This is a genomic window from Arthrobacter sp. Marseille-P9274 (assembly GCF_946892675.1).
Taxonomy (GTDB): domain Bacteria; phylum Actinomycetota; class Actinomycetes; order Actinomycetales; family Micrococcaceae; genus Crystallibacter.
Window position 1 is genome coordinate 137158 of the sequence record NZ_CAMPOV010000001.1, and the last position, 25501, is coordinate 162658.

Below are 25501 nucleotides of genomic sequence, written 5' to 3' on the forward strand. Positions count from 1 at the left end.
CCCCCTCCACCCAACCGCTTGAGAATTCCGCCGGAAACCTAGGAAAGGCCGTCACCGTGGAACCGATTCCCTACTCCCCCGCGCCCAAAATCACCGTGATAGGCACCGGCTACCTGGGTGCCACCCATGCCATCTGCATGGCCGTGCTCGGCTTCGATGTGCTCGGCGTGGACGTGGACGAGCGCAAGATTGCGCAGTTGGACGCCGGAGAGGTGCCGTTCTTTGAACCCGGGCTGTCGGAGAAGCTGCGGGAGGCCATCGCCACCGGCCGGCTGCGCTTCACCACGGACTTCGACCAGGCCGCTGCCTTCGGCGACGTGCACTTCGTCTGCGTCGGGACGCCGCAGGCGGCCAACTCCGCCGCCGCCGAGCTGAAGTACGTGCACGCCGCCTTCACCTCGCTCGCCTCGCGCATCGACCGCAAGGCACTGCTGGTGGGCAAGTCCACGGTGCCCATCGGCACCGCCGCCCGGCTGGCCCGGATGGTGCACGAGCTCTCCCCCGCCGGCGTCGACCTGGAGCTGGCGTGGAATCCCGAGTTCCTGCGCGAGGGCTACGCCGTCGAGGACACCCTGCACCCGGACCGCCTGGTCGTCGGCGTCGCCTCGGAGTGGGCCGAAGCCCGGCTGCGCCGCGTCTTCGAGCCGCTGCTGGCGCAGGGCACGCCGTTGATCGTGACCGAGCTGGCCACCGCCGAACTGGTCAAAGTCGCGGCCAATTCCTTCCTCGCGACCAAGATCTCCTTCATCAACGCCATGGCCGAGGTCTGCGAAGCCACCGGCGCCGACGTGAGCCTGCTGGCCCGCGCGCTCAGCCTGGACTCGCGGATCGGCGGGCGCTTCCTCAAACCGGGCCTCGGCTTCGGCGGCGGCTGCCTGCCCAAGGACATCCGTGCCTTCAAGCACCGGGCCGAAGAGCTCGGCGTCGGCCAGGCCGTGCGCTTCCTCAGCGAAGTCGACTCCATCAACAACCGTCGCCGCACCCGCAGCGTCGACCTCATTCGCGAGCTGGCCGGCGGCGACCTGGCCGGTGTGAAAGTCGCGGCACTCGGCGCGGCCTTCAAACCCAACTCCGACGACGTCCGCGACGCGCCCGCCCTCGATGTCGCCCGGCTGCTGTACCTGGAAGGGGCCGCCGTCACGGTCTACGATCCGGAGGCCAACCGCAATGCCCACCGCGCCTACCCGGACCTGGACTACGCCGGCTCGCTCGCCGGCGCGGTCCAGGACGCCGACGTCGTCGCCCTGCTCACCGAGTGGGACGAGTTCCGCCGCGCCGAACCCCAGCAGCTCGCCGCCCTCGTCGCGCACCGCCGCATCTTCGACGGCCGCCACGCCCTCGACCAGGACCTGTACACCGGGCTCGGCTGGGAATACCGTGCCCTCGGCCGCCCGTACCAGCCCAGCACCGCCCGCGCCGCCACGCAGGACGGACGCGTACCCCGGCCCGGCGCCGTCGTTGGCGAAACACCGCAGGACGCGCGCACCACCTAGCCCGGCGCCGTCGTTCTTCCCGGCCGGTGCCCGATCCGGCACCGGGCAATCGACGACGCGGGTGGCCGGCATCCGTGCCGGCCACCCGCATCCCGTGCTGGCGACGCGCCTGTGAAGCCACCTTTTGGAGCAGCTCACGAGCGCAACTTAGACTGACCCGGTGACGAGGGGAAAACGATTTGGTAAGCCAGCCTCTAGTAAGTGTCGTCGTTCCGGCGAAGGACCAGTCGCCCTTCATCCGTGATTCGATGACGAGCCTGTCCCGCCAGTTCGAAGACCCTTCCGTGCTGGAAGTGGTGGTGGTCGACGACGGTTCCACCGACGGCACGGGTGAGCTGGCCGGGGCCTTCGCGAGCCAGCTGCCCGGCCTCAAGATCCTGCGGAACGACAAGCCCGCCGGTGTTGCCACTGCCCGGAACCAGGGCATCGACGTGGCCTCCGGCCGCTACCTGGCGTTCCTGGACCCCGACGACTGGTATGCGCCCGGCTACCTTCCGAAGCTGGTGGCGGAAATCGACCAGCTGGGTGTGGATTTCCTTCGGACCGACCACATCCGCCATACCGCCGGAAACCGCAGCATCCACCGCGCTCCGCAGGCCCTGCACGGAACCGTCCTCGACCCCCGGGCGGACATTGCCCCGTACAACACCTCCACGATGATCGACTACCCGATCGTCGCCTTCGGAATCTACGACGGCCGGCTCAAAGACTCGGGGATGCTCCATTTCCTCGACGGGCGGCACACCGCCGAGGACCGGCCGTGGATGTGGCGGCTCCATCTGCAGTGCAAGAGCTACGCCATCAGCGACCAGCTCGGCGTCATCTACCGGCGCGGGGTCTCCACGTCCCTCACCCAGATCTATGACCGGCGCCAGCTGGACTTCCTGCCGTGCTTCGAAGAGATCTTCCGCCTCGTGGCCCAGGACTCGGAGGCTGACCGCTTCTGGCCCAAGGCCGGCCGGCAGTTCCTGGCCATCGCCTGCCACCACCTCAACAGGTCGGAACATATGCCATCGGACGTCTTCGCCGACCTGCAGACGGGGATCGGCCAAACCTTCGCGACCTTGCCGTCCGACGTCGCCGCGGAAAGCCTGGCGGTGCTCGATTCCAAGCGGCGTGCCCTGGTCGCCCCCATCCTTCGGAGGCCTGTGTGAAAGAGCTGTTCGTCGTCTCCACCCTCTACCAGTGCGTGGCACTGGCTGCTGCCATCGATGAAGGCGCCATTCCGCCGGCCGCGGGCGAGCGGATCCTGGTCCTGTCCAACAACTCCCTCGTCCCCGAGGTGTCGGTTCCCTTCCACGAGGCGCCCGGGTTCGCCGAGGCGGCCTCCCGCTTTGACCGCACCGTGGACCTGAACGCGCTGGTCTGGCCGCGTCGTCCCGGACAGTTCAATCCACGCGCCGAAGAACTCTACATGTGGCAGCGCGTCCTGCGTGCCCTGTGGGACCTGGGGGATGACCGCGTGGAGCTGTACGTCGAATCGATCCAGGTCAATCCCGCCGTCGCGCTCTGCCGGATCTTTTCGAGCGCCCGGATCTCCGTGCACTCCGACGGCCTGATGAGCTACGGCCCGACGCGCAATCCCATCTCCCGCGAGATGGCCCAGCGGTTCAAGTCGCTCATCTACGTCGATCTGGTGCCGGGTCTGGTGCCCCAGCTGCTGCGCGAAAACAATCCAGCCCTGGTCCCCGTCGACCGGACAGCCCTCCGTCGCGGCATGGAGGAACTGGCCAGGGCCCTGCCCGAGGAGCACACGACGTTGTCGGCCTTCTCCGGCACTCCCGCGGCGGATCAGCGGAAGTCGGGAGCGCGGGCGGAGGCCGCAGGGCAGCCGACCGCCCTGGTGCTGGGCCAGTACCTGTCCGAGCTGAACATCCTCTCCTCCACCGAGGAAATCGAGCTCCACCGGACCATGCTGCAGAAGGCGCTGGACCGCGGCATCCGGTACTGCGTCTTCAAGCCGCACCCCAGTGCCGGCCCCGGCGCCGTGACCTCCATCCAGGCGGCCGCGGCCGAACTGGGGCTGGAACTTCACGTGCTCACCTCCACCAGCCCGGCCGAGGTCGTCATGCAGCGGCTCAAGCCGGACCTGGTGGTCAGCTGCTTCTCCACCGCCCTGATGACGGCGAAATACCTGTTCAATATCGACGTCGCGGCAGTCGGCACGGACGTTCTTTTGGAGCGGCTGACGCCCTACGAAAACAGCAACCGCATCCCCGTCACCATCATCGACGCCCTCCTCGAGCGCGGTTATGCCGCGCCGGCCGAGATCCCGGGCGGCGCCGGAACGGACGGGGCCGGAGCTGCGGCTCCGCTGCAGCGGCTGGTCGAGGCGGTGGCCTACTGCATGCAGCCGGACACCCTGGCGGCGGTCCGGCCCCCGGCCGAGGCCTTCCTCGCCACCGCGGACGGCTCGCCGGACATGCGGTACTTCAAGCGGCGCAGGCTCACGAAGCTGGAGCTGCCCGGGGCGCTGCCGCCGCGCGAGCCCAAGCCATCCCGGTCCCGTCATCCCCTGCACCGGGCCCGCCGCGTGGGAATCCGGTGGGCTAAGCGGCTCGCCCGGCGCACCCCCTAGCCGCCAGCCCGTTCGAACAAGCCGTCCATTGGAGAGTCCTGCATCGAAACGCGCCGTTTTCGATGCAGGCCTGTCCAGCGGATGGGCGGCGCCTAGAAGTAGGTCTCGATCAGTCGGGTGATCGTGGCGTCCTCGCCCGGAACCAGGTTCTGCACGGCGGGAATGAGCCGCCACTTGTCGAAGGTGGTACAGGGGTGGGACAGGCCGAGCAGGACCAGGTCGCCCACCTTCGGTTCCCACCCCGGGGCGGTTCGCAGGAAGGAATGCTGGTCGTTCATGTCACTGACGACGGCGCCGTGCAGGGCGGTCACCTGTCCGGGCGCAGCGGGAACCGCGAACTGCGGGACGGGCAGTCCGTCGTCGTACGGGAAGTCGCGTTTGCCGCCGTCGAGCAGGGCCAGGCCGGGTTCCGGCTGGGACAGCACGCGCGTTAAGCCGTGCGCGGCCGGCACCAGGCTCCGCTCCTCCCCCGCACGATCCCGGTCGAACGGTGACAGCGCGTGGTATGCGCCGTCGTCGTGCGTGATGTAGGCCCCGGACCGCAGCACGTAGCGCGCTGAATCCGCCTTCCGCGCCTCCGCAAACAATTCGCCCACGAGTTCCGGGTAGTTGCTGCCGCCACAGGTGACCAGCACATCCCCGTCGCCGTAGCGGCTGCCGAGCTTGCCGTGCAGTTCGAGCAGGTCCGCGACGTAGCGCCGGATCAGTTCCACCGTCGGCTCCGTACGGTCCTTGCCGAGCGCTCCCTCATAGCCGGCCACACCCGCGAGCCGCAGCACCGGCGATGCCGCGACCGCCTCGGCCACCTCCAGGGCCGCCGCGACGCTGCGGGCGCCGGTGCGCTTTCCCGGGGCGCCGAGCTCCACCAGCACTGACAGCGGCCTGGCCGGGGAGAGCCCGCGCAGCGCGTCTTCGGCCAGCCGCACGGCTTCGGCGCTGTCCACCCAGGACCAGATCGTGCAATCCGGGTGTTCCAGCTCGCCGGCCACCCAGCGGATGGCGTTCTGATCGGCCAGCTGGTTCGCCAGCATGAGCGTGCCGAAGCCATGCGCGCGGGCGACCTTGAGCTGGCTCGGATTCGCCACCGTGATGCCGGTGGCGCCGGCGTCCAGCTGCTGCTGCCAGAGCTGCGGCGCCATCGTGGTCTTGCCGTGCGGCATCAGCTCGAGTCCGCGCTCGCGCAGCCAGCCCGCCATGAACTCGATGTTGTTGGCCAAGGCGTCCTCGCTGAGCACCAGCAGGGGCGTCCAGAACTCCGACAGTTCCGGCTTGCTGGCCAGGTACTCCCCCACCGTCAGGCCGGCGGCCTCGACCGGGAGGCCCTTGTCCTCTCCGCCGATCAGCCGTTCCAGCACGTGCGCTTCCCGTTCCTTGCCGGTGGTCATGGGCCTCCTCGTTCCTGGTCGGCGCGCCTCCGCGTCTGCTTCTCGACAGGTCTGCGCGCCACAGCGTAAGAGGGCTCGCGCAGTGCCTGCGTCCAACTGTAGGTCCCGGCGCCGGGGATCGGGTGCTGCATGGGGTCGAAGCGCACGGGAGTATCCGCCGCCTCCGCGGACGCGCGGAGCATCAGGGTCGCGAAGCGCTGCCAAGGCGCTCCGGGACGGCCGTGGTACAGCCCCAGCACCCACTCGCTGCCGCCCAGCGCGTCGCGGAATCCCCGTGGCTCCGCGGGCAGCCGGCCGTGCGGGCGGAGGGTGCGGGCGGCCAGCTGCACCGGGCCGCCCGTTCCTTCGTACGGCATCATGGTGGTCAGCGCCGCGGGGCCGACGCTGCGGCGCATCCGGAGCACGTAGCGCCCGGCCCGCGACATGCCGGTCGAGGCCAGCAGGATGTCCACGGGCCCGCCGTCCACCGTGAGCCGCACGGCCAGGCCGATAATGTCCGGCCAGCCCGGCGGGAAGCCGATGGAGCGGGACAGGCGGGCCTCCACGTTTTCGTTCCCCGCCGCGTCCAGCCACGCAATCCCGCTTCGGAAGGGGCCGCCCTGGCGTTCCAGCCGGCCGCGCAGGTGGAGGCCCGCGGGGTGGATCGGCCGGTCCGGGCGGAGCGTCTTGACCGCTGCAAAAGCCCGCGCGAAGACCCGGCCCGCTGTTGCCGCCACGTCTTTCTCCATGCCGCTGCCGTCCCTTCCTCGCCCTGCCCCTTAGCGTAGACAGCTTACTGAGCATCTGCCTACGCTGGTCTGGACCGGCTCCGCAGGGGTTGCCAGCAGGATTCCACGAGCGTCAGGAGAGCGCCGATGACCAGCCAGAATCCCGATCCCGACGAGCAAAAGATCACCGGGCTCGAACCGGGCGGCGGCGTCCCGCCGGGCGAGACCCCGCCGGGTGAGGCCTCGACCAGCATGACGCAGGGCCACGACGAGGGCGGCGGGAAGCGCTGGGTCCAGTGGGCCTGGCTGGTGGTCATCCTCGGCGGAGGGCTCGTGATGGCCCTGCTGTTCCTCACCTACGCCGGCATCCTCGCCTTCGGCTGACTCCGTCACCCCACCGGGCCGCCGGTCACTCCACGGTGAACGTGATCGAATGCCAGCCGGTCGCGCCGTCCGGAGCCGGCGGCGCCTCGTCCTGCGTCTGCAGCTCGCCGTCCGTATCGTAGGCTCGCACCCGCACCTCGTGCCGCCCCGCCGGCGCGTCCTCCCAGCGGTAGGACCACTGCCGCCAGGTATCGATGGACGGCACCGCGGCGAGTTCCGCGTCCTGCCAGCTACCGCCGTCGAACTGGACCTGCACCCGGGAGATGCCGCGGTGCTGCGCCCACGCCGTACCGCCCACCGCCACCGTCCCGGCGGAAACGCGGTCGAACGCCCGCGGCACGTCGATCCGCGATGCCGTCTTGATCGGGCCCCGCGCCGACCAGCCGCGCGTGGTCCAGTAGGCCGTCTTGTCGGCAAAACGCGTGACCTCCAGATCCACCACCCACTTCGTCGCCGACACGTACCCGTAGAGCCCGGGCACCACCATCCGCACCGGATAGCCGTGCTCCAGCGGCAGCGGCTCGCCGTTCATCCCGACCGCCAGGAGCGCATCACGCCGGTCCTGCAGCACGGCCAGCGGGGTGGAGGCGCTGAACCCGTCGATGCTGGTGGACAGCACCATGTCCGCCCCGGCCTGCGGCCGCGCCCGCTCCAGCAGCTTGCGCAGCGGGTAGCCTAGCCACTTCGCGTTGCCCGCGAGATCGCCGCCAACCACGTTGGAGACGCAGGTCAGCGTCACGTACGACTCCTCCAGGTCCAGCGCGAGCAGCTCGTCGAAGCTGAGGGTGAACTCCTCCTCCACAAGGCCGTGCACGCGCAGGCTCCAGTCCGCCGGGTCGATCTCCGGGACCACCAGCGCGGTGTCGATCCGGTAGAAATCCGGGTTAGGCGTGAGGTACGGCGGCATTCCCTGCACCGGCGCGGCGGTCTCCGCGGGCAGCGGCTTGGCGGGGGTCTTGGCGGCCGGCAGCTTGAGCGCCTGGCGGGCGATGCGCGCGGTGTTCCGGGCGGCGGAGAACGTCCGGCCGGCAATTCCAACGACGACGGCGGCAGCCGCTGTGAGCCCGGCCGCGACCAGGAAACTCCGCCGGCTCCTGGCCTCCTCCGTGGCGGCGGCGCCGTCCTGCGGGACCACGGCGCCAGCCTCCGCTTCCGGCGCCCTGGCCCCCGCCTCGACGGCCTTGCCCGTGAGCCAGCTCAGCGCCAGCAGCCCCGCCAAGGTTCCCACCGCCGTCGGCACCAGGTCCAGGACGCTGTTCACCGCACGGGTCGCCACGCACACTCCCATAACGACGGCGAGGACCGCTACCAGGGACGCCCCGAGCGCGTACCGCCGCACCGCCAGCATCCCGGCCACCGCCGCCAGCACCGCGGTCACCAGCGCCATCGAGATGAACAGCACGGCCTTGTCCGCCGTGCCGAACAGCGAGATGGCAAAGTCCTTCAGCCACGGCGGCGTGAAGTCGATGAACGCGGCACCGACCGACACCAGCGGAGACGAGCCGGGCCCGAAGAACACCGCCGCCAGCTCGGCCACAGCGAACAGCACGGCCGCGGATACGAGCCCGGCGAGCGCACCGAGCCAGCGCCGCTTCCCCCGGCCAGGCCCGGCCGCCTTGTCCGAGCCGCCCGCCCTGTCCGAGCCGCCCGCCCTGTCCGAGCCGCCCGCGCCGCCCGCGGGGTCTGGGCTGCCCGCTAGGCCGGATGGGGGATCGCTCTCCGACCCGTCCACACGGGGCGTACCCGAAGGCTCGGGAGTCTGCCGCTCGTCCATCCGGACCACTTCCTTCCGCCGCGCCATCACCGCCCGCCCGCCGGACCGCTACGCCGACGTCCGGCGCCGGCCCAGTGCCGTGCCGAGGCCGATCATCGCCACGCCCAGCACGAAGTGCAGCCAGTTATCCGCCGTGTTAACAGGAACGAAGTTCGCGGGAGTGCCGTGCCCGATGAGCAGCCCGTACAGCCACAGCACCAGGTACACCCCGCCGCCCCAGACCAGGTAGGACTTGGCTGCCGCCCGGCTTCGGGACAGCACCAGTCCGCCGACGCCGAAAAGCAGATGAACGAGGTTGTGCAGCACGGACACCTGGAAAATCCCCAGCAGCAGAGCGCCCGAGTGGTGCCCCGCGAAGCTGAGCTCCGAGAAGTTGGAGGTGATGCCCGGGACGAAGCCGAGCACCCCGACCAACAGGAACGCGGCGCCGACAACCAGCGCCGCGGTCTGGACAGCGGTACGGCTGCCGGTTCGAGTGGCTGAAACTGACATGGTGTTCCTCCTTGGATCCGTCCGGGCACGCCGGCTGGCCGGCCCGGTACTGGTCATTCGGAGCGGAGCAGACGCCGGATTGGATCGCAGCGCTTGTTTCGGAACGCTCCGCTGATTGAGGTTGCAGCGGCTGATTTGGGCAGCAGCCGGTGCATGAACAGCGCCTTGTGCATAAACGATTGGCCGGAAATGGCTCGATAGCGCCCCTAAACCGGCAGTTTCCGGCCAATCGATTTCGGATGAACGGCTCGGCGTGCGGGCGTCGGACGGGCTACAGCTCCTGCCATGATCGGCGCGCCGGGCGCGGGCGCCGGCCGGGCTACAGCTCCTGCACCATGATCGGCTCGGTGGTCGGCGCCGGTGATCCGCCGGCGGGCTCGACCGTGATGCCGACGGCCGTCGCGCCCGAGAGCTGCCCCTCGAGCAGCGTCATCATGGGCGATCCGGGGGCCGCGCTGGACATCAGGCCGGCGGGGACCATGACGTTGTCGTGCTGGAGCCACAGCTCGTAGGTCTTGCCGGCGGGCAGGTCCGGCAGGCCGTGCGCCGTGACCGCGCCCTGGTTGAGCGAGGGCGCGTAGGCAACGGTAACGACGGCGCCGTCCGCCATCCGCGCTGTGGACACCTTCGCGTCCTCGGACGTGAGGATCCCGAGCATCGCGCCCTGGGTCTGCTGGGCCTGCGCCAGCTGCTGTTCGAGCCGGTTGTTTTCGGCCGACTGCCCGAGCGCCCAGCCGGTCAGCCCCGCGCCGGCCAGCAGCAGCACTCCCGCCGCCGCGGCCAGCGCCCGCACCAGGCCCGGCCTAGATCCGCCCGAACCGCTGCTCCTGCGGGAGCGGCGGCCCGCGCGGCCAGCTCGTCAGTCCCCGCCTCGGCGCCGGCGGCGGTTCCACGTCGCCCCGCCCCGAGCCGGAGCCCTCCCCGGCCCGAGCCGAAGGTCCGCCCCGGCAGCCGGCCGGACGCCGCCGTCGTACTCCCGCTCCGCGCTGTCGGCCACGACATCCTCCGCCGGAAGCTGGCGCGTGTTCCGGATGGCGGCCACATGTCCTTCACGCGCTGCGGCGGACGCACCGGGTCCACGCCGTGGGCGAGCATCGCCGCCGTCGCGCTGAGCCCGCGGACTTCCTCGCGGGTCTGCTCGGAGGCCAGGGCGTGCTGCTCGAAGGCCGCCCGCTCATCGCCCTCCAGGGCGTTCAAAGCGTAGGAGCCGGTCAGGATGTGCAGTTGCTCGTCCATCACGCCACCCCCAACTTGTCCCTGAGCCTGATCATGCCGTCGCGAATCCGCGTCTTCACCGTGCCCACCGGCACTTTGAGCAGGTTGGCTACTTCCTGCTGCGTGTAACCGCCATAGTAGGCCAGCCGGATCGCCTCCTGCTGTGCCCGGGTGAGGCTCTCGAGCGCCTTGAGCACCCGTTCGCCCTCGATCTTCGCCTCGACGATGTCCTGCACGTCGTCGTAACTCTCCTGGAATTCCTTGATGCCCTGCCGCAGGTCCCGGTCCGCGCTGGCCTGCGCCGCCCGGATCCGGTCCACGGCCCGTCGGTGCGCGATCACGAGGATCCATGAGACGGCCCGCCCGCGGTCGGCGTCGAAACGCGCCGCCTGCTGCCAGACCTCCACGAAGACTTCCTGCGTGACTTCCTCGCTCTGCGCCGGGTCCCGCACCACCCGGCGGATCAGCCCGAACACCTGCGGCGACACCGCGTCGTAAAGCTCCTCGAACGCCGCCTCGTCGCCCAGCGCGACCCGGCGGACCAGGTCCTCGTGGGTCGGCGGGGAAGGCTCGGCGGAGCGGAGCCACGGCAGTCGCATGGGCTCTAGACTCTCACGCCGGTCGGGCACGGGGCACCTTTCGCAAAGACGGGGTTTGGTGACGGAGCGGCTGAGCGGCCGGATGCGGATGGGCTCCTCGATCCCGCATCCGGCCGCGGTCTCTATGCAGCCGTTACTTGGCCGGAGGCACCAGAACCGTATCGATCAGGTAGACAGTGGCGTTGGCCGTCTGGACGCCGCCGCACACCACGCTCGCATCGTTGACCTTCAGCTCGTCGCCGCTGCCCGCGATCTCCACCGGCTCGCCCTGCACCGTCTCCAGCTCGCCGGTGAGCTTGTCCGGCGCGATCCGGCCGGGCACCACGTGGTAGGTCAGGGTGCTGGTCAGCGCGTCGGAGTCCGTCTTCAGCGCGTCGATGCTCTTGGCCGGCACCTTCTCGAACGCCGAGTCCACCGGCGCGAACACCGTGAACTCGCCGCCGTTGAGCGTGTCCACCAGGTCGACGTCGGGATTCAGCTTGCCGGATACGGCCGCGGTCAGCGTGGTCAGCAGCGGGTTGTTCGACGCGGCCGTCGCCACCGGATCCTGCGCCATTCCCTCCACGGACCCCGCCCCGTCCGGCACCTGGCCGGCGTAGTCCGCGCAGCCCGGCCCCACGAGATTCGCCGCCGGATCCATCGTCCCGGTGGCCGGCGCCGAGGTCTCCATCGGCGTTCCGGTGCTCATATTGTCCTCGGCCGCCTCGCCGCTGGAGCTGCCGGCGCCGCCGCACGCGGTCAGCCCCAGGGCCGCCGCGGCCGCCAGACCGACCAGTCCGCTCATCCTCGGGTACGTAGCCATGATGGATCTCCTTCCTCTGGACGGCCGCGCCGCCCTGGGGTCCCGCCCCTTCCGGTGCGGGCTGTCACGATGGATTCGGAGCGGGCGCGCGGACGGATTGGATCATTTCGGAGGAATTTTCCGGCGCCTGGAGAACGACGGCGGCGGGTCATCGGGCGGCGGGCTGGTTGCGGGCGGCTGGTGCGGCGGATCCGGAGGTCAGTGCGGCGCGGGGCCGGTCGTGGAACGGACGACGAGGCTCGGCTGGAGGACCAGGCCGTCGGGCTCCTCCGAGCGGATCCGGGCCGCGGCGCAGGCAACGGCGGCCTCGGCAAGCCCCGCGGCGTCCTGGCTGACCGAGGTCAGCCGGATGTGGTCGAGCCGGGCGAGCTGGCTGTCGTCGTAGCCGACCACGGACAGGTCGTCCGGCACCTTCAGCCCGCCCCGCCAGGCAGCCTCGAGGATGCCCAGGGCGCAGCGGTCGTTGAAGGCCACAACCGCGGTGGGGCGGCGGCCGATGAGAAGTTCGCCGGCGGCGGCGATGCCGTCAGCTTCGTGCGCCCCGCCGTGGAGGACCCGGATGCACTCTCCGAGCCCGGCCTCCCGCATGCTTCTTCCGTAGGCGGCGCGGCGCTCGGCCGAGGCGACGGCCTCCCCTCCGTCGACGTGCGCGATGTCCCGATGCCCCAGCGAGGCCAGGTGCTGCACGGCTGCCCGGATGCCGGCCGCGTCATCGCTGCTCACGGCGTCGATCCCGGGGGCGGCTGCGCTGAGGAGGCTAATCACCGGCACCTGTCTGGCCAGCGCGGCGAGGTCTGCCGCGGCGGAGGAGGGCGAGATCATCAGCGCTGCCTCGACGCCGGCATCAAGGAGAGTCTCCACCGCCCGTCCCTCGGGCCGTCGCGCGCCGACAGCGCTGAGCAGCACCTCGAAGCCCGCGGCCTCGGCGGCGGCGTAGATGGACTCGACGATCTCCCCGTGGAAAGGCTCAGACACAGTGAACGTGATTCCGAGCAGGCGGGTCCGGCGGCTGCGCAGGAGCCGCGCGCGGGAGTCAGGGCGGTAACCCAGCTGCCGGGCGGTTTCGAGCACCCGTTCCCGCGTCGCCTCGCCGGCGCCTTCCGCGCCGCGCATCACGATGGACGCGAGGGCGCGTGAGACCCCGGACGCCGCGGCCACGTCGGCCAGCGTCGGCCTGCGCCCCGGCCGTCCGCCGGGCTGCTGATCTCGCTCCACGTTCTTCCTCCGCCTCTCCCCCGCACTTGCCGGTCCGCCCCGACCGCCTATCCTCCCTCGCTGGAATCTCCAGCGGCGCCAAAGGAGTCGGTCCTGAGCAGGATACTAGATCGATCTAGACAGCGCCGTCCACCTGTGCCACAGTTGTGCCATCCAATCGACTAGATCGATCTAGAACTCATGCGGCGACGCCCTGCCGCCCTACCGAGGAGACAACCCATGGCATATCTCGAGCGGACGCCTGCCCGGCCGATACCGGTCCGGCTGGCCCTCATCGGCTCCGGCTGGATCGGGGCCTTCCATGCCGAAAGCGCCGCGACCCGCATCGCCGGCACCCGCCTTGAAGCCATCGCCGATCCGGCCCTCGACGCCGCCACGGCACTCGCCGACCGGCTCGGCGTGGCCAAGGTGACCGCGGACGCCGCCGACCTGTGGAGCGATCCGGACATCGACGGCGTCATCATCGCCGCGCCGGCCCGCTTCCATTCCTCCCTGATAGCCCAGGCTGCTGCCGCCGGGAAACACGTCTTCTGCGAGAAGCCCGCGGCAAGGACCGTGGAAGAACTCGACGGCGCCCTCGCCGCAGTGGAATCGGCCGGCGTCGAACTGCAGATCGGTTTCAACCGCCGCTTCGCCGCCGACTTCGCCTCAGCCAAGCGCACGGTGGAAGCCGGCACCATCGGCGAACCGCGGCTGCTGCGTTCCCTGACCCGCGATCCCGGAACCGCCGAGGGCATCCCGCAGGCGGGCCGGATTCCGGCCGGGACGATCTTCCTCGAAACCCTGATCCACGATTTCGACACCCTGAACTGGTTCAACCAGGGCGCCGTGCCGGAGCAGGTCCACGTCATGGCGGACGCACTGGTCGAGCCCGGGCTGAAGGACCAGGGCTTCCTCGATACCGCCGTCGCCACGATCCGGTACAGCAACGGCGCGATCGCCGTCGCCGAGGCCAACTTCAGCGCCCTCTACGGCTACGACGTTCGGGGCGAGGTATTCGGCTCGGCCGGCATGGTCACCGCGGGATCGCTGCAGGAGACGGCCGCCACGGCCTATACCCAGCAGGGCTTCAGCGGCGGCACGCCCCGGCTGAACGTGGAGCTCTTCCACGACGCCTACACCGCCGAACTGGCCCATTTCGCCGAACTGGTCCGCAGCCGCCGCGACGGCACGCCGAGACCGCCCGCCGCTGCGCCCGGAGGCGGCGATGCGCGGGCGGCCCTCGCCGTCGCCCTGGCCTGCATCAAGTCCGTGGAAACCGGCGGCACAGTCAACATCAGCGACGTTGCCGCCCTCTCTCCCTCCCCGGCGGCCACCCGATGAGCGCCCCGCAGGGCGGCGTCCGCCTGGCGGTCTGCGCGGAGATGGTCTACCTGGACCTGCCCTTCGAGGAGCGGGTCCGCCGCATCACCGACCGCGGCTTCGACGTCGAACTCTGGGACACGCGCCGGCACGACACCGGCAAGCTCGCCGCCACGGGAGCCACGTTCTCCTCCATGACCGGCTACTCCGCCGGCAGTGTGATCGACCCGGACTCCGCCGCCGACGTCCTGCGGACCGCCGCCGAGCTCATCCCGACGGCGCTCGAGCTCGGCGCCAGCCGCATGGTGGTCCACCCCGCCGCGCTGATCGACGGGCTGGCCGCCCGTCCGGCCTACCGCTCCGCCGGCCGGATGTGGCTGACCGGCCTGAGGACCCTCGAGAAGCTCGGCGCGCTCGGCGAGCGGCACGGCATCACCTTCGTCCTGGAGAACCTCAACACGGCCGTGGACCATCCGGGCATTCCGCTCGCCCGGGCCAAGGACACGCTGGACCTGGTGGAGGGCGCCGGGCATCCCAACGTCAAGATGATGCTGGATCTCTACCACGCGCAGATCGGCGAGGGGAACCTGATCGAACTGCTCCGGCGGGCGCAGCCGCACATCGGCGAGGTCCAGGTGGCGGACGTGCCCGGCCGGTGCGAGCCGGGCACCGGGGAGATCAACTATCCCGCCGTGGCCCGTGCCCTGGCGGAAATCGGCTACGAAGGCACGGTCGGCCTGGAGGCCTGGGCCGAATCGGACAGTGACCTGGCCCTGGACCGCTTCCGGGCGGCCTTCACCGTCGAGGCCTCGGGGCTCAGGCCTCGACCTTGACCGGCACGCCGGTCTCCAGCGAGAGCTGCGCCGCGTCGGCAACCTTCGACGCGGCCACGGCGTCTTCCGGAGTGCACGGATTCTCCCGCTGACTCTGGACCAGCTCGAGGAAGGCCAGCATTTCGGCCCGGTACGCCGCCTCGAACCGCTCTGCGAAGGTGCGGTGCGGCTCACCCCGCGGGAAACCGGCACTCGGCTCCGTGGACCGCAGGGCGGTTCTGTCGTCCAGCCCGACCATGACCGAGGCCCTCGAGCCTTGGATTTCCAGCCGCACGTCATGGCCTGCGCCGTTGTACCGGGTGGCCGAAACGGTCCCCACCGTACCGTCGTCAAGAGTAACGACGGCGAGGGCCGTGTCGACGTCGCCGACCTGGCCGATCGCGGGGTCACCGTTGTTGGAGCCGCGCGCGTAGACCTCCACGATGTCCCTGCCGGTCAGCCAGCGCAGGATATCGAAGTCGTGCACGGAGCAGTCGCGGAAGAGCCCGCCCGAGGTCGCCAGGAATTCGACCGGGGGCGGGAACATGTCCCCCGTGACGGCGCGGAGGGAGTGGATCCAGCCCAGTTCCCCCGCTTGGTACCTGCGCCTGGCCTCCAGGTAGCCGGTGTCGAAGCGGCGCTGGTGCCCGATCTGGACCACGCCGCCGTGCTCGCGGACATGGTCCACAACGGGCAGCGAGTCCGCCACGTTCCCGGCGACGGGCTTCTCGCAGAAGACCGGCACGCCGGCGTCGACCCCGGCCCGGATCAGCTCCGGGTGCGTGCCCGTGCCGGTGGCTACCACCAGGCCGTCGACCCCGCCGTCCAGCAGCACGTCCGCCGACGGCACGGCCTCCGCCCCGAGGGCCTCGGCGACGGAACGGGCGTAGTCCGCCGCCACGTCCGTGACGAGCAGGCGCAGGCGGACACCGCGTTCCTCCAGCACGGGGCGCAGGCCCATGATGTTGTGCGCGTGCATGCTGCCGATCCGGCCGACGCCGGCCAGGCCGAGGGTCAGGTGCTTCATGCTTTCCTTTACTGGTTGGGTCTTTACTGGTTGGGCAGGCTCGCGGCCGGAGCCTGGCGTGCTTCCTCCGGGAAACGGATTCCCAGCTGCCGGCGCAGCTCGTCGGCCAGCCGCAGGAACCGGATCGATTCGGCCATCGGCCGTTCCTCGACCTCCCGCCGCCCGGCCGCGATGGCGCGGGCCACGGCGGCCGCCTGGTAGTGCAGCCCTTCGAGATGGCCGCCGGGCTCGCCTTCGTAGCGCAGCTCGCCGCCATCGTGGCCCTTCACCGTGAATCCGCCGGGGAAATTGAACGGCCCGTCGATGGTCAACGTGGCCCGGGTTCCGACGACGGTGGCCGCAGTCGGGGTAAAGCCGTACAGGTTCGTGTTGGTTACGGCGTGGGCCCCGCCGGGGAACTGCATCACCGCCGAGATCTGCCCGTTCACGCCCTCCGGGTGCGGAGTCCCGAGCGCGCAGACTTCCTCCGGGTGGCCGAGCAGCGCGGTAATGAAGGCGAGCGGATAGGTGCCGAGGTCCAGCAGCGGCCCGCCGGCGAGGTCGGCGTCAAAGATCCGGTGCCCGGGCTCGAAGTGCTCGCCGTACTCCGCCATCACGGACACCACCTGCCCCAGGTGGCCTCCGTCCAGCAGCTGCCGGACGACGTCGAACTTTGGCAGGAAGAACGTCCACAGCGCCTCCGCGGCGAACAGGCCCCGGGCCCGCGCCAGCTCGGCGATCTCTTCGGCCTGCGCCGCGTTGATGCCGATGGGCTTCTCCACCAGCACGTGCTTGCCGGCGTCGAGCGCCTCCAGCGCCACCCGGTGATGGTGGTTGTGCGGGGTCGCCACGTAGACGATGTCGACGTCCGGCGCCTCGGCCAGTTCACGGTAGCTGCCGTAGGCGGCCGGGATGCCGAAGCGGGCGGCGAATCCGGCGGAGCGTTCCAGTGACCGGGAGCCCACCGCCGCCAGCTGCTGCCGGGTGTGCTGCTGCAGCGAGGCCGCGAAGCGCTCGGCGATCCAGCCGGGTCCGGCGATTCCCCAGCGCAGCGGCGGCGCATCGCGCGAGGCGGGCACGCGGCTCTCGGGCAGCCGGGCGGGCAGGCGGTCGTGCACCCGGTCGGGGCGGGCGTTGTCCACGGCGCTCATGCGGCCGCCACCGGGGTGAAGGCGCCGCCGTCGTGCATCGAGCGCACCATCGCGTCCGCTGCGAGCGTGGCGCGCAGCCCGTCTTCCGCCTTGGCCAGCGACGACGGCGTTCCCTCCAGCAGGTGCCGGACCCAGGCCTGCAGCTCGCGGCGGTAGGCTTCGGCGAAGCGCGGCCGCCAGTCCGCCGGGTACGCCACGTAGTTTTTCCTCTCCAGGTTGTAGGCCGCGGCGGCCGGTTCCACTACCCGGGCCGTGCCGCGTTCGCCGACCACTTCGCACTGGGTGGAGTAGCCGTGCCCGGCGTTGAGGAACAGCTCCAGCGTGGCCAGCACGCCGGAGCGGAGGCGGATCATCATGAAGGCCGGGTCCTGCAGTCCCGGGGCGGCCTCGGACGAGGCAAGGACGCCCGGCACCCAGGACACCTCTGCGATCGGGGAGTCCAGCAGCCAGGGGAAGGCATCCAGCTCGTGGATCGCGGAATTCGTGACGGCGGATTCGCTGGTTGCCCCGGGCGCGGCGGAGACATTGCGGCTGATGCCGTGCAGCAGCAGCGGCCGCCCGAGTCCGCCTTCGGCCAGGGCCTGCCGCAGTTCCACATGGCCCGGGTCGAAGCGGCGCATGAAGCCCACGCTGACCGGGGAAACGCCGCGCTCGTCGCGCACCGCGCGCTCGGCTTCGACGATCCGCCGCGCCTCGTGCGCCGTTGAGGCCAGCGGTTTCTCGCACAGCACGGGCTTGCCCGCGTCGAGGCAGGCCTGCACCAGCTCCGGATGGGTCGAGTCGTGGGAGGCGATAACTACCGCGTCCACGCCGTCGTCGTGGATGAGCTCCAGCGGGTCCGTCACGGCCCGGGCTCCCAGGGCCGAGGCCGCGGCCTTGGCCCGTTCGCCGTCGATGTCGGCCACGCACGCCAGCGTGCTGCCGCCGATGTTCCTCGCCAGATTCTCCGCGTGGTCGGCACCCATGATTCCCGCGCCGACCACGCCCGTCCGAATGGTCACATGCCCTCCCATGCTTGTTCCGCCGGCGGCCTAGGTGCGCCGGGCTTCCGTAGCTTCGACTTCCGCTTCCACTTCCGCCACGACGTCCTTGTGGCCGCCGAGGGCTTCCAGCTCGTGGGCCAGCTCCGCCAGTTCCGCGCCGCCTGCCATCTGTGCGGTGAGTTCCTCGAGCGTGATGTCCTTCTTGTTGTAGTAGCCGATGGATTTGCCGCGCTTCAGCAGCAGGAACCTGTCCCCGACCGGGAAGGCGTGATGCGGGTTGTGCGTAATGAAGATGACGCCGAGGCCGCGGTCGCGGGCCTGCAGAATGTAGCGCAGCACGACGCCGGACTGCTTGACGCCCAGGGCCGCCGTCGGCTCGTCGAGGATCAGGACCTTGGCGCCGAAGTGCACGGCGCGGGCGATCGCCACGCATTGGCGTTCGCCGCCCGAGAGCTGTCCGATCGGCTGCTCCACGTCGCGCAGGTCGATCCCCATGTCCTGCAGTTCCTTCTTGGTGATCTCCTTCATGCGCTCGACGTCGAGCCGCTTGAAGGGTCCGAAACCGGTGGTCAGTTCCGAGCCGAGGAAGAAGTTGCGCCAGATCGGCATCAGCGACACGACCGCCAGGTCCTGGTACACGGCCGCGATGCCGGAGTCCAGTGCCTCGCGCGGCGACGACAGCTTGCGGTCCTCGCCGAGGATGGTGAAGGTTCCTTCATCGTGCTGGTGCAGGCCGGCGATGATCTTGATCAGCGTCGACTTGCCCGCACCGTTGTCCCCGAGCACGCAGGTCACGCGTCCGGCGTCGACCGCCATGGTGACGTCGCGCAGGGCGATGATGTTGCCGTAGTGCTTGCCCACCTTGTCCAGGTTCAGCAGGTGCACCGGGGTGGAGGTCAGCGGGTCGGTTTCACCCTTGAGCAGGGTGTCCTGGGTGATCTTCTTGTTGTCCATGGTGGTCATTTCCTTCTGCTCCTCGTCCGTCACTTCAGCTCGGCCCGGCGCTTGACCACGAGGTTGACGATCGTGGCCAGCAGGAGCATCAGGCCCAGGAAGAACTTGAACCAGTCCGGGTTCCACTCGGCGTAGACGATGCCCTTGTTCGCCATGCCGAAGATGAAGGCGCCGATCGCGCCGCCGATGGCCGAGCCGTAGCCGCCGGTCAGCAGGCAGCCGCCGATCACCGCGGCGATGATGTAGAGGAACTCGTTGCCAATGCCTTCACCGGACTGGACGGTCGCGAAGGCGAAGAGGTTGTGCATGCCGAGCACCCAGGCGCAGAAGCCGACGGCCATGAACAGGCCGATCTTCGTCCTGACGACCGGGACGCCTACGGCGCGGGCAGCATTGGCGTCGCCGCCGGAAGCGAAGATCCAGTTGCCGACCCGGGTCCGCAGCAGGATCCACGAAGCGATCGCAACCATGACGATCCAAATGAAAACGGTGATCTTCACCTCGACGCCGCCGATGTTGACCGAGGAGGCGAAGATCGCCTTGGCGGAATCGAAGCCATCCATATTGGCGATCGACGGCGTGGAGACGCTCCCGCCGATGGCGCGGGTCAGGCCGAGGTTCAGGCCGGTCAGCATCAGGAAGGTCGCCAGCGTCACGATGAAGGACGGCAACTTGGTCTTGATCAGGATCCAGCCGTTGATGAAGCCGACGCCGAGCGACATGACCAGGGCCAGGACCACCCCGACCCAGACGTTCATCGAGAAGTACCAGCTGAAGAGCGATGCCATCAGCGCCGAGCTGATCACGGCAACACCGGTGGAGAGGTCGAATTCGCCGCCGATCATCAGCAGCGAGACGCCCACGGCCATGATGCCGATGGTCGAGGCTCCGTAGAGCACGGTGGCGATGGACGCCGGCTGCAGGAAGACAGGCGCGACGGCTGCGAAGAAGATGAAGAGGGCGACCGCCCCCACCAGCGCGCCGATTTCCGGGCGGCCCAGGATCTTGCTCAGAGTGCTTTTCTTGCCGACCCGTTCATCGGTCACCGGCGCTGTTGCTGCGATGGTCATGTCATTTACTCCTTGGAGGCCGTGGCGGAGCCGAAACCGGCCCCGCCACAGCTTTCGTCTGTTTAGCGGACGCCCTGTTCGGCGAACTGGAGGACCTGCTCAGCGCTCTTCTGGTCCACGATGGTCGGGCCGGTCAGCACCGGCTGGCCGCCGCCGATCTCGAACCCGCCGCGCTTGTTCAGCCACAGCGCGTCCACCGCTCCGTAGCCCTGCAGCCACGGCTGCTGGTCGACGGTGAAGAGGATGTCGCCGTCGACGATCTTCTGTGCCAGTTCGGCGTTCATGTCGAAGGACGCGACCTTCGCGTCGCTGCCCGAGCCCGAGATGGCCTGCAGGATGGTCAGGGTGAAGGGCGCGCCGAGGCCGATCACGACGTCGGCCGCCTTGGTTGCCTGCAGCTTCGCCGTCACGGTGGACTCGACCTGGGTCATGTCCGTGCCCTGGACGTACAGGACTTCGGTGTCCGGAACCTTCGCCTTCACGCCCGCACACCGGTTCTCAAGGCCCACGTGGCCCTGCTCCTGGATGACGCAGATGGGGTGCTTGTAACCGTCCGAGGCGAGGCGGTCGCCGACGGCCTCGCCGGCAAGCTTCTCGTTGGAACCGAAGTGCGTGATGGCGCCCAGTTCGGCGGAGCGGTCCTCGCCGGCGTTGAGGCTCACCACCGGAATGCCGGCATCCTCGGCCTTCTTGAGTGCCCCGGCCAGCGCGTCGGGCTTGGCCAGGGTGACGGCGATTCCGTCGACGCCCTGGTCGATGGCCTGCTCGACCAGCTGCGCCTGCCGGCCGCCTTCGGGATCGGAGAGGTACTGCAGTTCGACGTTGTCCTTGGCCGATGCCTCTTCCGCACCCTTGCGGACGATATCCCAGAACGTGTCACCGGGAGCGGCATGGGTAATCAGGGCGACGTTGATCCGGTCGGTACTGGCGACGGCACCGCCGCCGCCGTCGTTGGCCGCTTCCGGCGTGCGCCCGCCGGAACTCGAGCACGCCGTGAGAGCAAGGGCCGGGACCACGACCGCTGCGGCCGCGAGTTTCCGCCAGGAAAGCTTGTGTGACACGAGAATCTCCTTCGTCTGCGTGGTCCGGCCTTCCCCGAAGGCCGGCGGCTGCCCGGCTGCAGTGCCTGCCCGCCGGGCTCAACGCCTTGAACACAAGAATGGGTGACACGGATCACAAAAGTCAATAGAATGTCAGGACATATTCACATTTGGTCGCCCAAGGCGCGGTGCCGGCCGCTCAAGCAGGAGCTCGGGACCCTCTGAACCTCTGGACACGACTGGTACGCTCGTTGACAGATTTGTCCTGTCAATAGGTCAACGGCGAACGATGAACAGGAAGCAGGTGAACGAGGGATCATGAGCACCGAACTCCACATCCCCATCGACCGGTCGTCCCCGGTCCCCCTCTACCACCAGGTCGTCCAGGGGATTGAGGCGGCGATCCACAGCGGCGCACTGGAATCCGGTTCCCGCCTCGACAACGAGATCGAACTCGCCAGCAAGCTGAAGCTCTCCCGGCCCACCATGCGCAAGGCCATGGACGAACTGGTCCGCTCCGGCCTGCTGGTGCGGAAGCGGGGCGTCGGCACCCAGGTGGTTTCCAGCCAGGTCCGCCGGCACCTGGAACTCTCCAGCCTGTTCGATGACCTGAAGCGCACCGGGCAGAAACCGACCACCGAAGTGCTGGAGTTCCGCCACGGCGCCGCCGATCCCGATGCCGCCGAGGCCCTGGACCTGCCCGCGGGCGTCAACGTCTACCATTTCACGCGGCTCCGCTGCGTCGGCGGGAAGCCGCTGGCGCTCATGGAGAACTGGGTGCGGGACGACATCACGGAGATCACGGAGGACGGCCTGCGGAAGCTGGGCCTCTACCAGATCCTTCGGGACGCCGGAGTGAACTTCCGCCTGGCCACGCAGCGGATCGGCGCGACCGTGGCGGACAAGCGGCAGGCTGGCCTGCTGGAAACCGCTCCGGGCTCCGCGCTGGTCACCATGGAGCGCACGGCCGTGGACGACGCCGGCCGCAACGTGGAAACCGGCCGGCACGTCTACCGTGCCGACTCCTACAGCTTCGAGATGACCCTGGTCCAGCGCTAAACCACACGAAAGGCCACTCCATGCCCGGGACAACGCAATGGTTCTATCCGCTAGGTTCCGCCAACGACGGCGCCTGGCAAGTATCACTGGGAGCCTCCGACAGCGCCACCAGGGTCGAGGGTTGGGCGCACACCGGCCTCAAGGTAGCGCGGCTCGCTCCCGGCGAAGCGGTCAAGCTGGGTGCCGAGGCGGAGGAACGCATCGTGGTTCCGCTGGAAGGCGCCTTCACGGTGGCCGTGGACGGGACGGACTACGAGCTCCTCGGCCGCGGCTCCGTCTTCGCCGGCCCCTCGGACGTGCTGTATACCGGGATCGAAACCGCCGTCGCCATTTCTTCGAAGGAGGGCGGGCGCGTCGCGGTCGCCCTGGCGCCGGCGAAGGCCAGCTACCCGGTGCGGCTGATCACCGCGGAAGAGACGCCGGTCGAACTCCGGGGGGCGGGTGTCTGCTCCCGCCAGGTGCACAACTTCGGCACGCCCGCCGCGCTCGAGGCGGACCGCTTCATCGTCTGCGAGGTCATCACGCCGGCCGGGAACTGGTCCTCCTATCCCCCGCACAAGCACGACGAGGAGAAGGACGGCGAAACCAGCCTCGAGGAGATCTACTACTTCGAGACCCGGCTGGCGCGGGACGCTCCGGCACCGGCCGCCGTCGACCCCATCGGGTACGCGCGTGTCTACGCCTCGGACGAGCGCCCCATCGATGTCAACGCCGAGGTCCGCAGCGGCGACGTGGTCCTGGTCCCCTACGGCTGGCACGGCCCGGCGATGGCCGCCCCGGGCTACGACCTGTACTACCTCAACGTGATGGCCGGCCCCGGCCGGGTCCGCGAGTGGCTGATCAGCGACGATCCGCACCACGGCTGGATCCGCCGGACGTGGGACGGGCAGCAGGTCGACCCGAGGCTGCCCTTCACGGACTGACCCGCGGCAGGCAGCATTCCGATGCGCCCCTTCACGGGCCGGCCCGCCGCGCCCGGCGTTCGGGCCGCACTCCGTCAGCCTAGAGTCCAGCCGGTATGTTGTGCGGCGTGATGATGTCGATCTTCGAGGCTTCCCCGGCGGGATCTTCGGGCAGCGCCCCATGGTGGTGCAGCAGGATGCGGCAGCACCGGTTCAGGTCCAGCCGCAGGTCGTGGTGCAGCAGGGCGCTGATCCTGCCGGCCCGCAGCAGCCCAACGTTGTCGGCGTTCAGGTCGTGTCCGATGAACACCTCGGGCTCCCGGCCCGCCGCCTCGAACGCGGCCAGCAGCCCGCGGTTGCCTCCGCCGGACGAGTACACGCCGGCCAGCGGCTGCTCCCGGGCGAGCGCGCGCGCCATGATCTCCCGGGCGCTGTCGTCCAGTCCGTCCGATCCGTCCAGATAGAGCACCGGCCGCTCAGGGTCCAGCCTGCGCATCGCGGCGCGGAAGCCCATTTCCCGCTCCTCCTCGCCGCGGAACGCATCATTGCTCACCGTCACCGCGACGGCGCCCGGCCGCCCGCGCAGCCACTGCGAGACCAGGTAGGCGGCCGTTGCCCCGGCCGAGCGGTTGTCGATCCCGACGTAGGCCAACCTGCGGCTCAGGGGCACGTCCGTGACGAGCGTGACGACCGGAATACCGAGAGCCAGCAGTCGGTCGACGGCGGCGGCGACCTCGGGCACGTCGGGCGCCTTGAGCACGACGCCGTGGCTGCCCTGCGAGCCGATGCGGTCCAGCTGCGCGACGCATGCGGCAGCGCTCCAGAGTTCGTGCAGGTGGAAGCGCGCCCGGAAGACGGCCGGCCGGAGCAGCGGCAGCTCGGCTTCCAGCGCCGTCCGTACGGCGAGGTGGAACCGGGCGGGCGCGTCCGCGACGACGTCGATCATGAACCGGCGGCCGGTCAGCTCCAGCTGCTGCCGCTGCGCCTCGAGCTCCTGGATGGCCCGCTTCACCTGGCCGGCCGTCGCGGCGCGCACGCCCGGACGGTTGTGCAGCACCCGGTCGACCGTCGCGTCGCTGACGCCGGCCTGGCGCGCGATCTCACGCACGGTGAATGTATGGGCCACGCTGCCTCCGGTGGTCTAGGCCTGGCGGATTCGTGATGGATGCGGACTGAATGCGGCCAGCATGGCACGGCGGCAAGGGGCACGGCAAGGCCGTCCGCAACGTTCCGCCGGGCCTCCGGCCTGATGGGTTTTTGAGGTACTTGCCCCCTTGCCGGCACCCGGGCAGGCCAGAAGACTGGTTCCAGTGCAGCCGGCCTGCACGCCGCGGCTTTCCTTACCCCTTCCCCCTCGACAAAGGAGTTCCCAATGTCCACCACAGCCCAGCCCGGAACCGTCGGCCTCCGCCAGGACGTCCAGTGGTTCAGCACGGCCGACTGCCGGCTCGACGAATTCGTGCGCGTCGTCGAGGCGGAGACCCGGCCCCAGGACTACCCCTTCGCCGCGGGAGCCGAGCGGAACGTCCTGATCTACGGGCCGGACCTGCAGCAGCGGGCCGCGGATCCGGAGGTCCGCCGCGAGATCCAGGCGGAGCTGGTGAGGGCCCTGACCGAAGGCCCGGGCATCGTGGTGTTCAAGCGCGCCTTCGCGGACACCGCCGTCGTCGACCGCGCCACGGACGCCTTCAACCGGCTGATCGAGGCCCAGCGGTCCGGGGGCACGGCCGCCGGGGACCACTTCGCGAAGCCCGGAGCCAACGATCGGGTCTGGGGCGCCCTGGACAAGCTGGCCGTCGCGGCCCCCGACGTCTTCGCGGACTACTACGCCAACGATGTCCTCGCGCTCATCTCCCAGGCCTGGCTCGGTCCCAACTACCAGGTCACCTCCCAGGTCAACGTGGTCAATCCCGGCGGCGCCGCGCAGACCGCCCACCGCGACTACCACCTCGGCTTCATGGGGCTGGAGGAAGCCCAGTCCTACCCGGCTCACGTGCATCTGCTCTCCCCCGCCCTGACCCTGCAGGGAGCGGTGGCGCACTGCGACATGCCTGTCGAGTCCGGACCGACGCTGTACCTGCCGCACTCGCACAAGTATCCGGCCGGCTACGTCGCCTTCCACCAGCCGGAATTCACCGAATACTTCGAGCAGCACCAGGTCCAGCTGCCGCTGCAGAAGGGCGACGCGGCCTTCTTCAATCCGGCGCTCTTCCACGGGGCCGGCCACAACCGCAGCGCCGGCATCCGGCGGATGGCCAACCTCCTGCAGGTCTCGTCCGCCTTCGGCCGCGCCATGGAAACGGTGGACCGGACCAGCATGTGCAGGGCGCTCTATCCCGTCCTGAGGGAGCGCGTCGCCGCCGGGGCCGGCCCGGATTGGATCCGCAACGTCGTCGCCGCGGCAGCCGAGGGCTACGCGTTCCCGACCAACCTCGACCGGGACCAGCCGATCGGCGGCATCGCCCCGGAGAGCCAGGCCGCGCTGGTCCTGCGCGCGCTGGAAACCGGGCTGGACGACGCAGCGTTCGAGACCGAACTGGCGGCCCAGCAGCAGCGCCGCGGCACCGGAGCCGCCTGA

General features: G+C 70.0%; 25 protein-coding genes. 9 read left to right on the forward strand and 16 right to left on the reverse strand.

All coding sequences use genetic code 11. The annotated features are described in order from the left end of the window. The first annotated feature begins 56 nt into the window (after positions 1–56). The 3 genes from OC550_RS00580 (at position 57) to OC550_RS00590 (ending at position 4071) form a co-directional block, all read left to right on the forward strand. A complete protein-coding gene (locus OC550_RS00580; RefSeq protein ID WP_262103374.1) occupies positions 57–1493 on the forward strand; it encodes a UDP-glucose/GDP-mannose dehydrogenase family protein in 1437 nt (478 codons plus the stop codon). Between the two features lie 248 nt (positions 1494–1741). Then, complete coding sequence (locus OC550_RS00585) at positions 1742–2647, forward strand: glycosyltransferase family 2 protein (RefSeq protein ID WP_262103375.1); 906 nt, start codon at positions 1742–1744, stop codon at positions 2645–2647. Further along, positions 2644–4071 carry an alpha-2,8-polysialyltransferase family protein gene (locus tag OC550_RS00590; RefSeq protein WP_262103376.1) on the forward strand — a complete coding sequence of 476 codons (1428 nt, stop codon included), beginning with the start codon at positions 2644–2646 and terminating at the stop codon, positions 4069–4071. The genes OC550_RS00585 and OC550_RS00590 overlap by 4 nt, the downstream gene beginning before the upstream one ends. 92 nt (positions 4072–4163) lie before the next feature. On the opposite strand, the gene OC550_RS00595 is transcribed toward OC550_RS00590, so the two are convergent. Continuing rightward, positions 4164–5456 carry an alanine racemase gene (locus OC550_RS00595; protein WP_262103377.1) on the reverse strand — a complete coding sequence of 431 codons (1293 nt, stop codon included), beginning with the start codon at positions 5454–5456 and terminating at the stop codon, positions 4164–4166. Next, a complete protein-coding gene (locus tag OC550_RS00600) occupies positions 5453–6172 on the reverse strand; it encodes a hypothetical protein (RefSeq protein ID WP_262103378.1) in 720 nt (239 codons plus the stop codon). Before OC550_RS00600 ends, OC550_RS00595 begins: the two co-directional genes overlap by 4 nt. A gap of 138 nt (positions 6173–6310) precedes the next feature. Here OC550_RS00600 and OC550_RS00605 point away from each other — a divergent pair, with 138 nt between their 5' ends. After that, positions 6311–6547 (forward strand): DUF6480 family protein, encoded by a 237-nt coding sequence (locus OC550_RS00605; RefSeq protein ID WP_262103379.1) that lies wholly within the window; start codon positions 6311–6313, stop codon positions 6545–6547. Positions 6548–6572: 25 nt separating this feature from the next. Here the strand turns inward: OC550_RS00605 and OC550_RS00610 are convergent, their stop codons facing one another. From OC550_RS00610 to OC550_RS00640, 7 genes are all read right to left on the reverse strand, one after another. Further along, positions 6573–8321 carry a molybdopterin-dependent oxidoreductase gene (locus OC550_RS00610; protein WP_262103380.1) on the reverse strand — a complete coding sequence of 583 codons (1749 nt, stop codon included), beginning with the start codon at positions 8319–8321 and terminating at the stop codon, positions 6573–6575. A 48-nt stretch (positions 8322–8369) separates the two neighbouring features. Continuing rightward, a complete protein-coding gene (locus tag OC550_RS00615; RefSeq protein ID WP_262103381.1) occupies positions 8370–8813 on the reverse strand; it encodes a DUF4383 domain-containing protein in 444 nt (147 codons plus the stop codon). Positions 8814–9132: 319 nt separating this feature from the next. After that, on the reverse strand, positions 9133–9606 hold the full coding sequence (locus OC550_RS00620) for an anti-sigma factor (protein WP_262103382.1): 474 nt from the start codon (positions 9604–9606) through the stop codon (positions 9133–9135). Further along, complete coding sequence (locus tag OC550_RS00625; protein ID WP_262103383.1) at positions 9552–10049, reverse strand: hypothetical protein; 498 nt, start codon at positions 10047–10049, stop codon at positions 9552–9554. Before OC550_RS00625 ends, OC550_RS00620 begins: the two co-directional genes overlap by 55 nt. Further along, positions 10049–10627, reverse strand: coding sequence for an ECF RNA polymerase sigma factor SigK (sigK, locus tag OC550_RS00630; protein WP_262103384.1), 579 nt, complete (start codon positions 10625–10627; stop codon positions 10049–10051). The genes OC550_RS00625 and sigK overlap by 1 nt, the downstream gene beginning before the upstream one ends. A gap of 133 nt (positions 10628–10760) precedes the next feature. Further along, positions 10761–11429 (reverse strand): fasciclin domain-containing protein, encoded by a 669-nt coding sequence (locus OC550_RS00635; protein ID WP_262103385.1) that lies wholly within the window; start codon positions 11427–11429, stop codon positions 10761–10763. Positions 11430–11627: 198 nt separating this feature from the next. Next, a complete protein-coding gene (locus OC550_RS00640; RefSeq protein ID WP_262103386.1) occupies positions 11628–12644 on the reverse strand; it encodes a LacI family DNA-binding transcriptional regulator in 1017 nt (338 codons plus the stop codon). A gap of 219 nt (positions 12645–12863) precedes the next feature. Here OC550_RS00640 and OC550_RS00645 point away from each other — a divergent pair, with 219 nt between their 5' ends. Together OC550_RS00645 and OC550_RS00650 are read left to right on the forward strand one after the other, a co-directional pair. Next, positions 12864–13967 (forward strand): Gfo/Idh/MocA family oxidoreductase, encoded by a 1104-nt coding sequence (locus OC550_RS00645; RefSeq protein ID WP_262103387.1) that lies wholly within the window; start codon positions 12864–12866, stop codon positions 13965–13967. Beyond that, positions 13964–14779 carry a TIM barrel protein gene (locus OC550_RS00650; RefSeq protein ID WP_262103388.1) on the forward strand — a complete coding sequence of 272 codons (816 nt, stop codon included), beginning with the start codon at positions 13964–13966 and terminating at the stop codon, positions 14777–14779. Before OC550_RS00645 ends, OC550_RS00650 begins: the two co-directional genes overlap by 4 nt. Here the strand turns inward: OC550_RS00650 and OC550_RS00655 are convergent. The 6 genes from OC550_RS00655 to OC550_RS00680 all read right to left on the reverse strand — a co-directional run bounded on the left by OC550_RS00655 (position 14763) and on the right by OC550_RS00680 (position 20983). Next, a complete protein-coding gene (locus tag OC550_RS00655) occupies positions 14763–15785 on the reverse strand; it encodes a Gfo/Idh/MocA family oxidoreductase (protein ID WP_262103389.1) in 1023 nt (340 codons plus the stop codon). The two genes, OC550_RS00650 and OC550_RS00655, sit on opposite strands and share 17 nt — an antisense overlap. Positions 15786–15808: 23 nt before the next feature. Further along, complete coding sequence (locus OC550_RS00660) at positions 15809–16915, reverse strand: Gfo/Idh/MocA family protein (protein WP_262103390.1); 1107 nt, start codon at positions 16913–16915, stop codon at positions 15809–15811. Then, the gene (locus OC550_RS00665) at positions 16912–17916 is read right to left on the reverse strand and encodes a Gfo/Idh/MocA family protein (RefSeq protein ID WP_262103391.1); all 1005 of its coding nucleotides are present in this window, start codon (positions 17914–17916) and stop codon (positions 16912–16914) included. Before OC550_RS00665 ends, OC550_RS00660 begins: the two co-directional genes overlap by 4 nt. A 30-nt stretch (positions 17917–17946) precedes the next feature. Next, complete coding sequence (locus OC550_RS00670; protein WP_262106211.1) at positions 17947–18852, reverse strand: ATP-binding cassette domain-containing protein; 906 nt, start codon at positions 18850–18852, stop codon at positions 17947–17949. A 29-nt stretch (positions 18853–18881) separates the two neighbouring features. Further along, the gene (locus OC550_RS00675; RefSeq protein ID WP_262103392.1) at positions 18882–19922 is read right to left on the reverse strand and encodes an ABC transporter permease; all 1041 of its coding nucleotides are present in this window, start codon (positions 19920–19922) and stop codon (positions 18882–18884) included. Positions 19923–19984: 62 nt separating this feature from the next. Further along, positions 19985–20983 (reverse strand): substrate-binding domain-containing protein, encoded by a 999-nt coding sequence (locus tag OC550_RS00680; RefSeq protein ID WP_262103393.1) that lies wholly within the window; start codon positions 20981–20983, stop codon positions 19985–19987. Between the two features lie 297 nt (positions 20984–21280). Between OC550_RS00680 and OC550_RS00685 the strand changes: the two genes are divergently transcribed. After that, positions 21281–22021, forward strand: a complete 741-nt coding sequence (locus OC550_RS00685) for a GntR family transcriptional regulator (protein WP_262103394.1) — start codon at positions 21281–21283, stop codon at positions 22019–22021. Positions 22022–22041: 20 nt separating this feature from the next. Then, positions 22042–22944, forward strand: a complete 903-nt coding sequence (iolB, locus tag OC550_RS00690; protein ID WP_262103395.1) for a 5-deoxy-glucuronate isomerase — start codon at positions 22042–22044, stop codon at positions 22942–22944. A gap of 79 nt (positions 22945–23023) precedes the next feature. Here iolB and OC550_RS00695 read toward each other — a convergent pair whose 3' ends face one another. Then, the gene (locus OC550_RS00695) at positions 23024–24049 is read right to left on the reverse strand and encodes a LacI family DNA-binding transcriptional regulator (protein ID WP_262103396.1); all 1026 of its coding nucleotides are present in this window, start codon (positions 24047–24049) and stop codon (positions 23024–23026) included. 246 nt (positions 24050–24295) lie between these two features. Here OC550_RS00695 and OC550_RS00700 point away from each other — a divergent pair, with 246 nt between their 5' ends. Next, entirely contained in the window at positions 24296–25501 is a 1206-nt protein-coding gene (locus OC550_RS00700) for a phytanoyl-CoA dioxygenase family protein (protein ID WP_262103397.1), read from the forward strand.

What these genes read in the sequence shown, in the direction of transcription:
- OC550_RS00610 (WP_262103380.1), bottom strand. Translation starts at nt 8,321, where the DNA reads ATGGACGAGCGGCAGACTCCCGAGCCTTCGGGTACGCCCCGTGTGGAC.
- OC550_RS00650 (WP_262103388.1), top strand. Translation starts at nt 13,964, where the DNA reads ATGAGCGCCCCGCAGGGCGGCGTCCGCCTGGCGGTCTGCGCGGAGATG.
- OC550_RS00595 (WP_262103377.1), bottom strand. Translation starts at nt 5,456, where the DNA reads ATGACCACCGGCAAGGAACGGGAAGCGCACGTGCTGGAACGGCTGATC.
- OC550_RS00685 (WP_262103394.1), top strand. Translation starts at nt 21,281, where the DNA reads ATGAGCACCGAACTCCACATCCCCATCGACCGGTCGTCCCCGGTCCCC.
- OC550_RS00635 (WP_262103385.1), bottom strand. Translation starts at nt 11,429, where the DNA reads ATGGCTACGTACCCGAGGATGAGCGGACTGGTCGGTCTGGCGGCCGCG.
- OC550_RS00655 (WP_262103389.1), bottom strand. Translation starts at nt 15,785, where the DNA reads ATGAAGCACCTGACCCTCGGCCTGGCCGGCGTCGGCCGGATCGGCAGC.
- OC550_RS00585 (WP_262103375.1), top strand. Translation starts at nt 1,742, where the DNA reads ATGACGAGCCTGTCCCGCCAGTTCGAAGACCCTTCCGTGCTGGAAGTG.
- OC550_RS00605 (WP_262103379.1), top strand. Translation starts at nt 6,311, where the DNA reads ATGACCAGCCAGAATCCCGATCCCGACGAGCAAAAGATCACCGGGCTC.
- OC550_RS00675 (WP_262103392.1), bottom strand. Translation starts at nt 19,922, where the DNA reads ATGACCATCGCAGCAACAGCGCCGGTGACCGATGAACGGGTCGGCAAG.
- sigK (WP_262103384.1), bottom strand. Translation starts at nt 10,627, where the DNA reads ATGCGACTGCCGTGGCTCCGCTCCGCCGAGCCTTCCCCGCCGACCCAC.
- OC550_RS00615 (WP_262103381.1), bottom strand. Translation starts at nt 8,813, where the DNA reads ATGTCAGTTTCAGCCACTCGAACCGGCAGCCGTACCGCTGTCCAGACC.
- OC550_RS00625 (WP_262103383.1), bottom strand. Translation starts at nt 10,049, where the DNA reads ATGGACGAGCAACTGCACATCCTGACCGGCTCCTACGCTTTGAACGCC.
- iolB (WP_262103395.1), top strand. Translation starts at nt 22,042, where the DNA reads ATGCCCGGGACAACGCAATGGTTCTATCCGCTAGGTTCCGCCAACGAC.
- OC550_RS00700 (WP_262103397.1), top strand. Translation starts at nt 24,296, where the DNA reads ATGTCCACCACAGCCCAGCCCGGAACCGTCGGCCTCCGCCAGGACGTC.
- OC550_RS00670 (WP_262106211.1), bottom strand. Translation starts at nt 18,852, where the DNA reads ATGGACAACAAGAAGATCACCCAGGACACCCTGCTCAAGGGTGAAACC.
- OC550_RS00660 (WP_262103390.1), bottom strand. Translation starts at nt 16,915, where the DNA reads ATGAGCGCCGTGGACAACGCCCGCCCCGACCGGGTGCACGACCGCCTG.
- OC550_RS00645 (WP_262103387.1), top strand. Translation starts at nt 12,864, where the DNA reads ATGGCATATCTCGAGCGGACGCCTGCCCGGCCGATACCGGTCCGGCTG.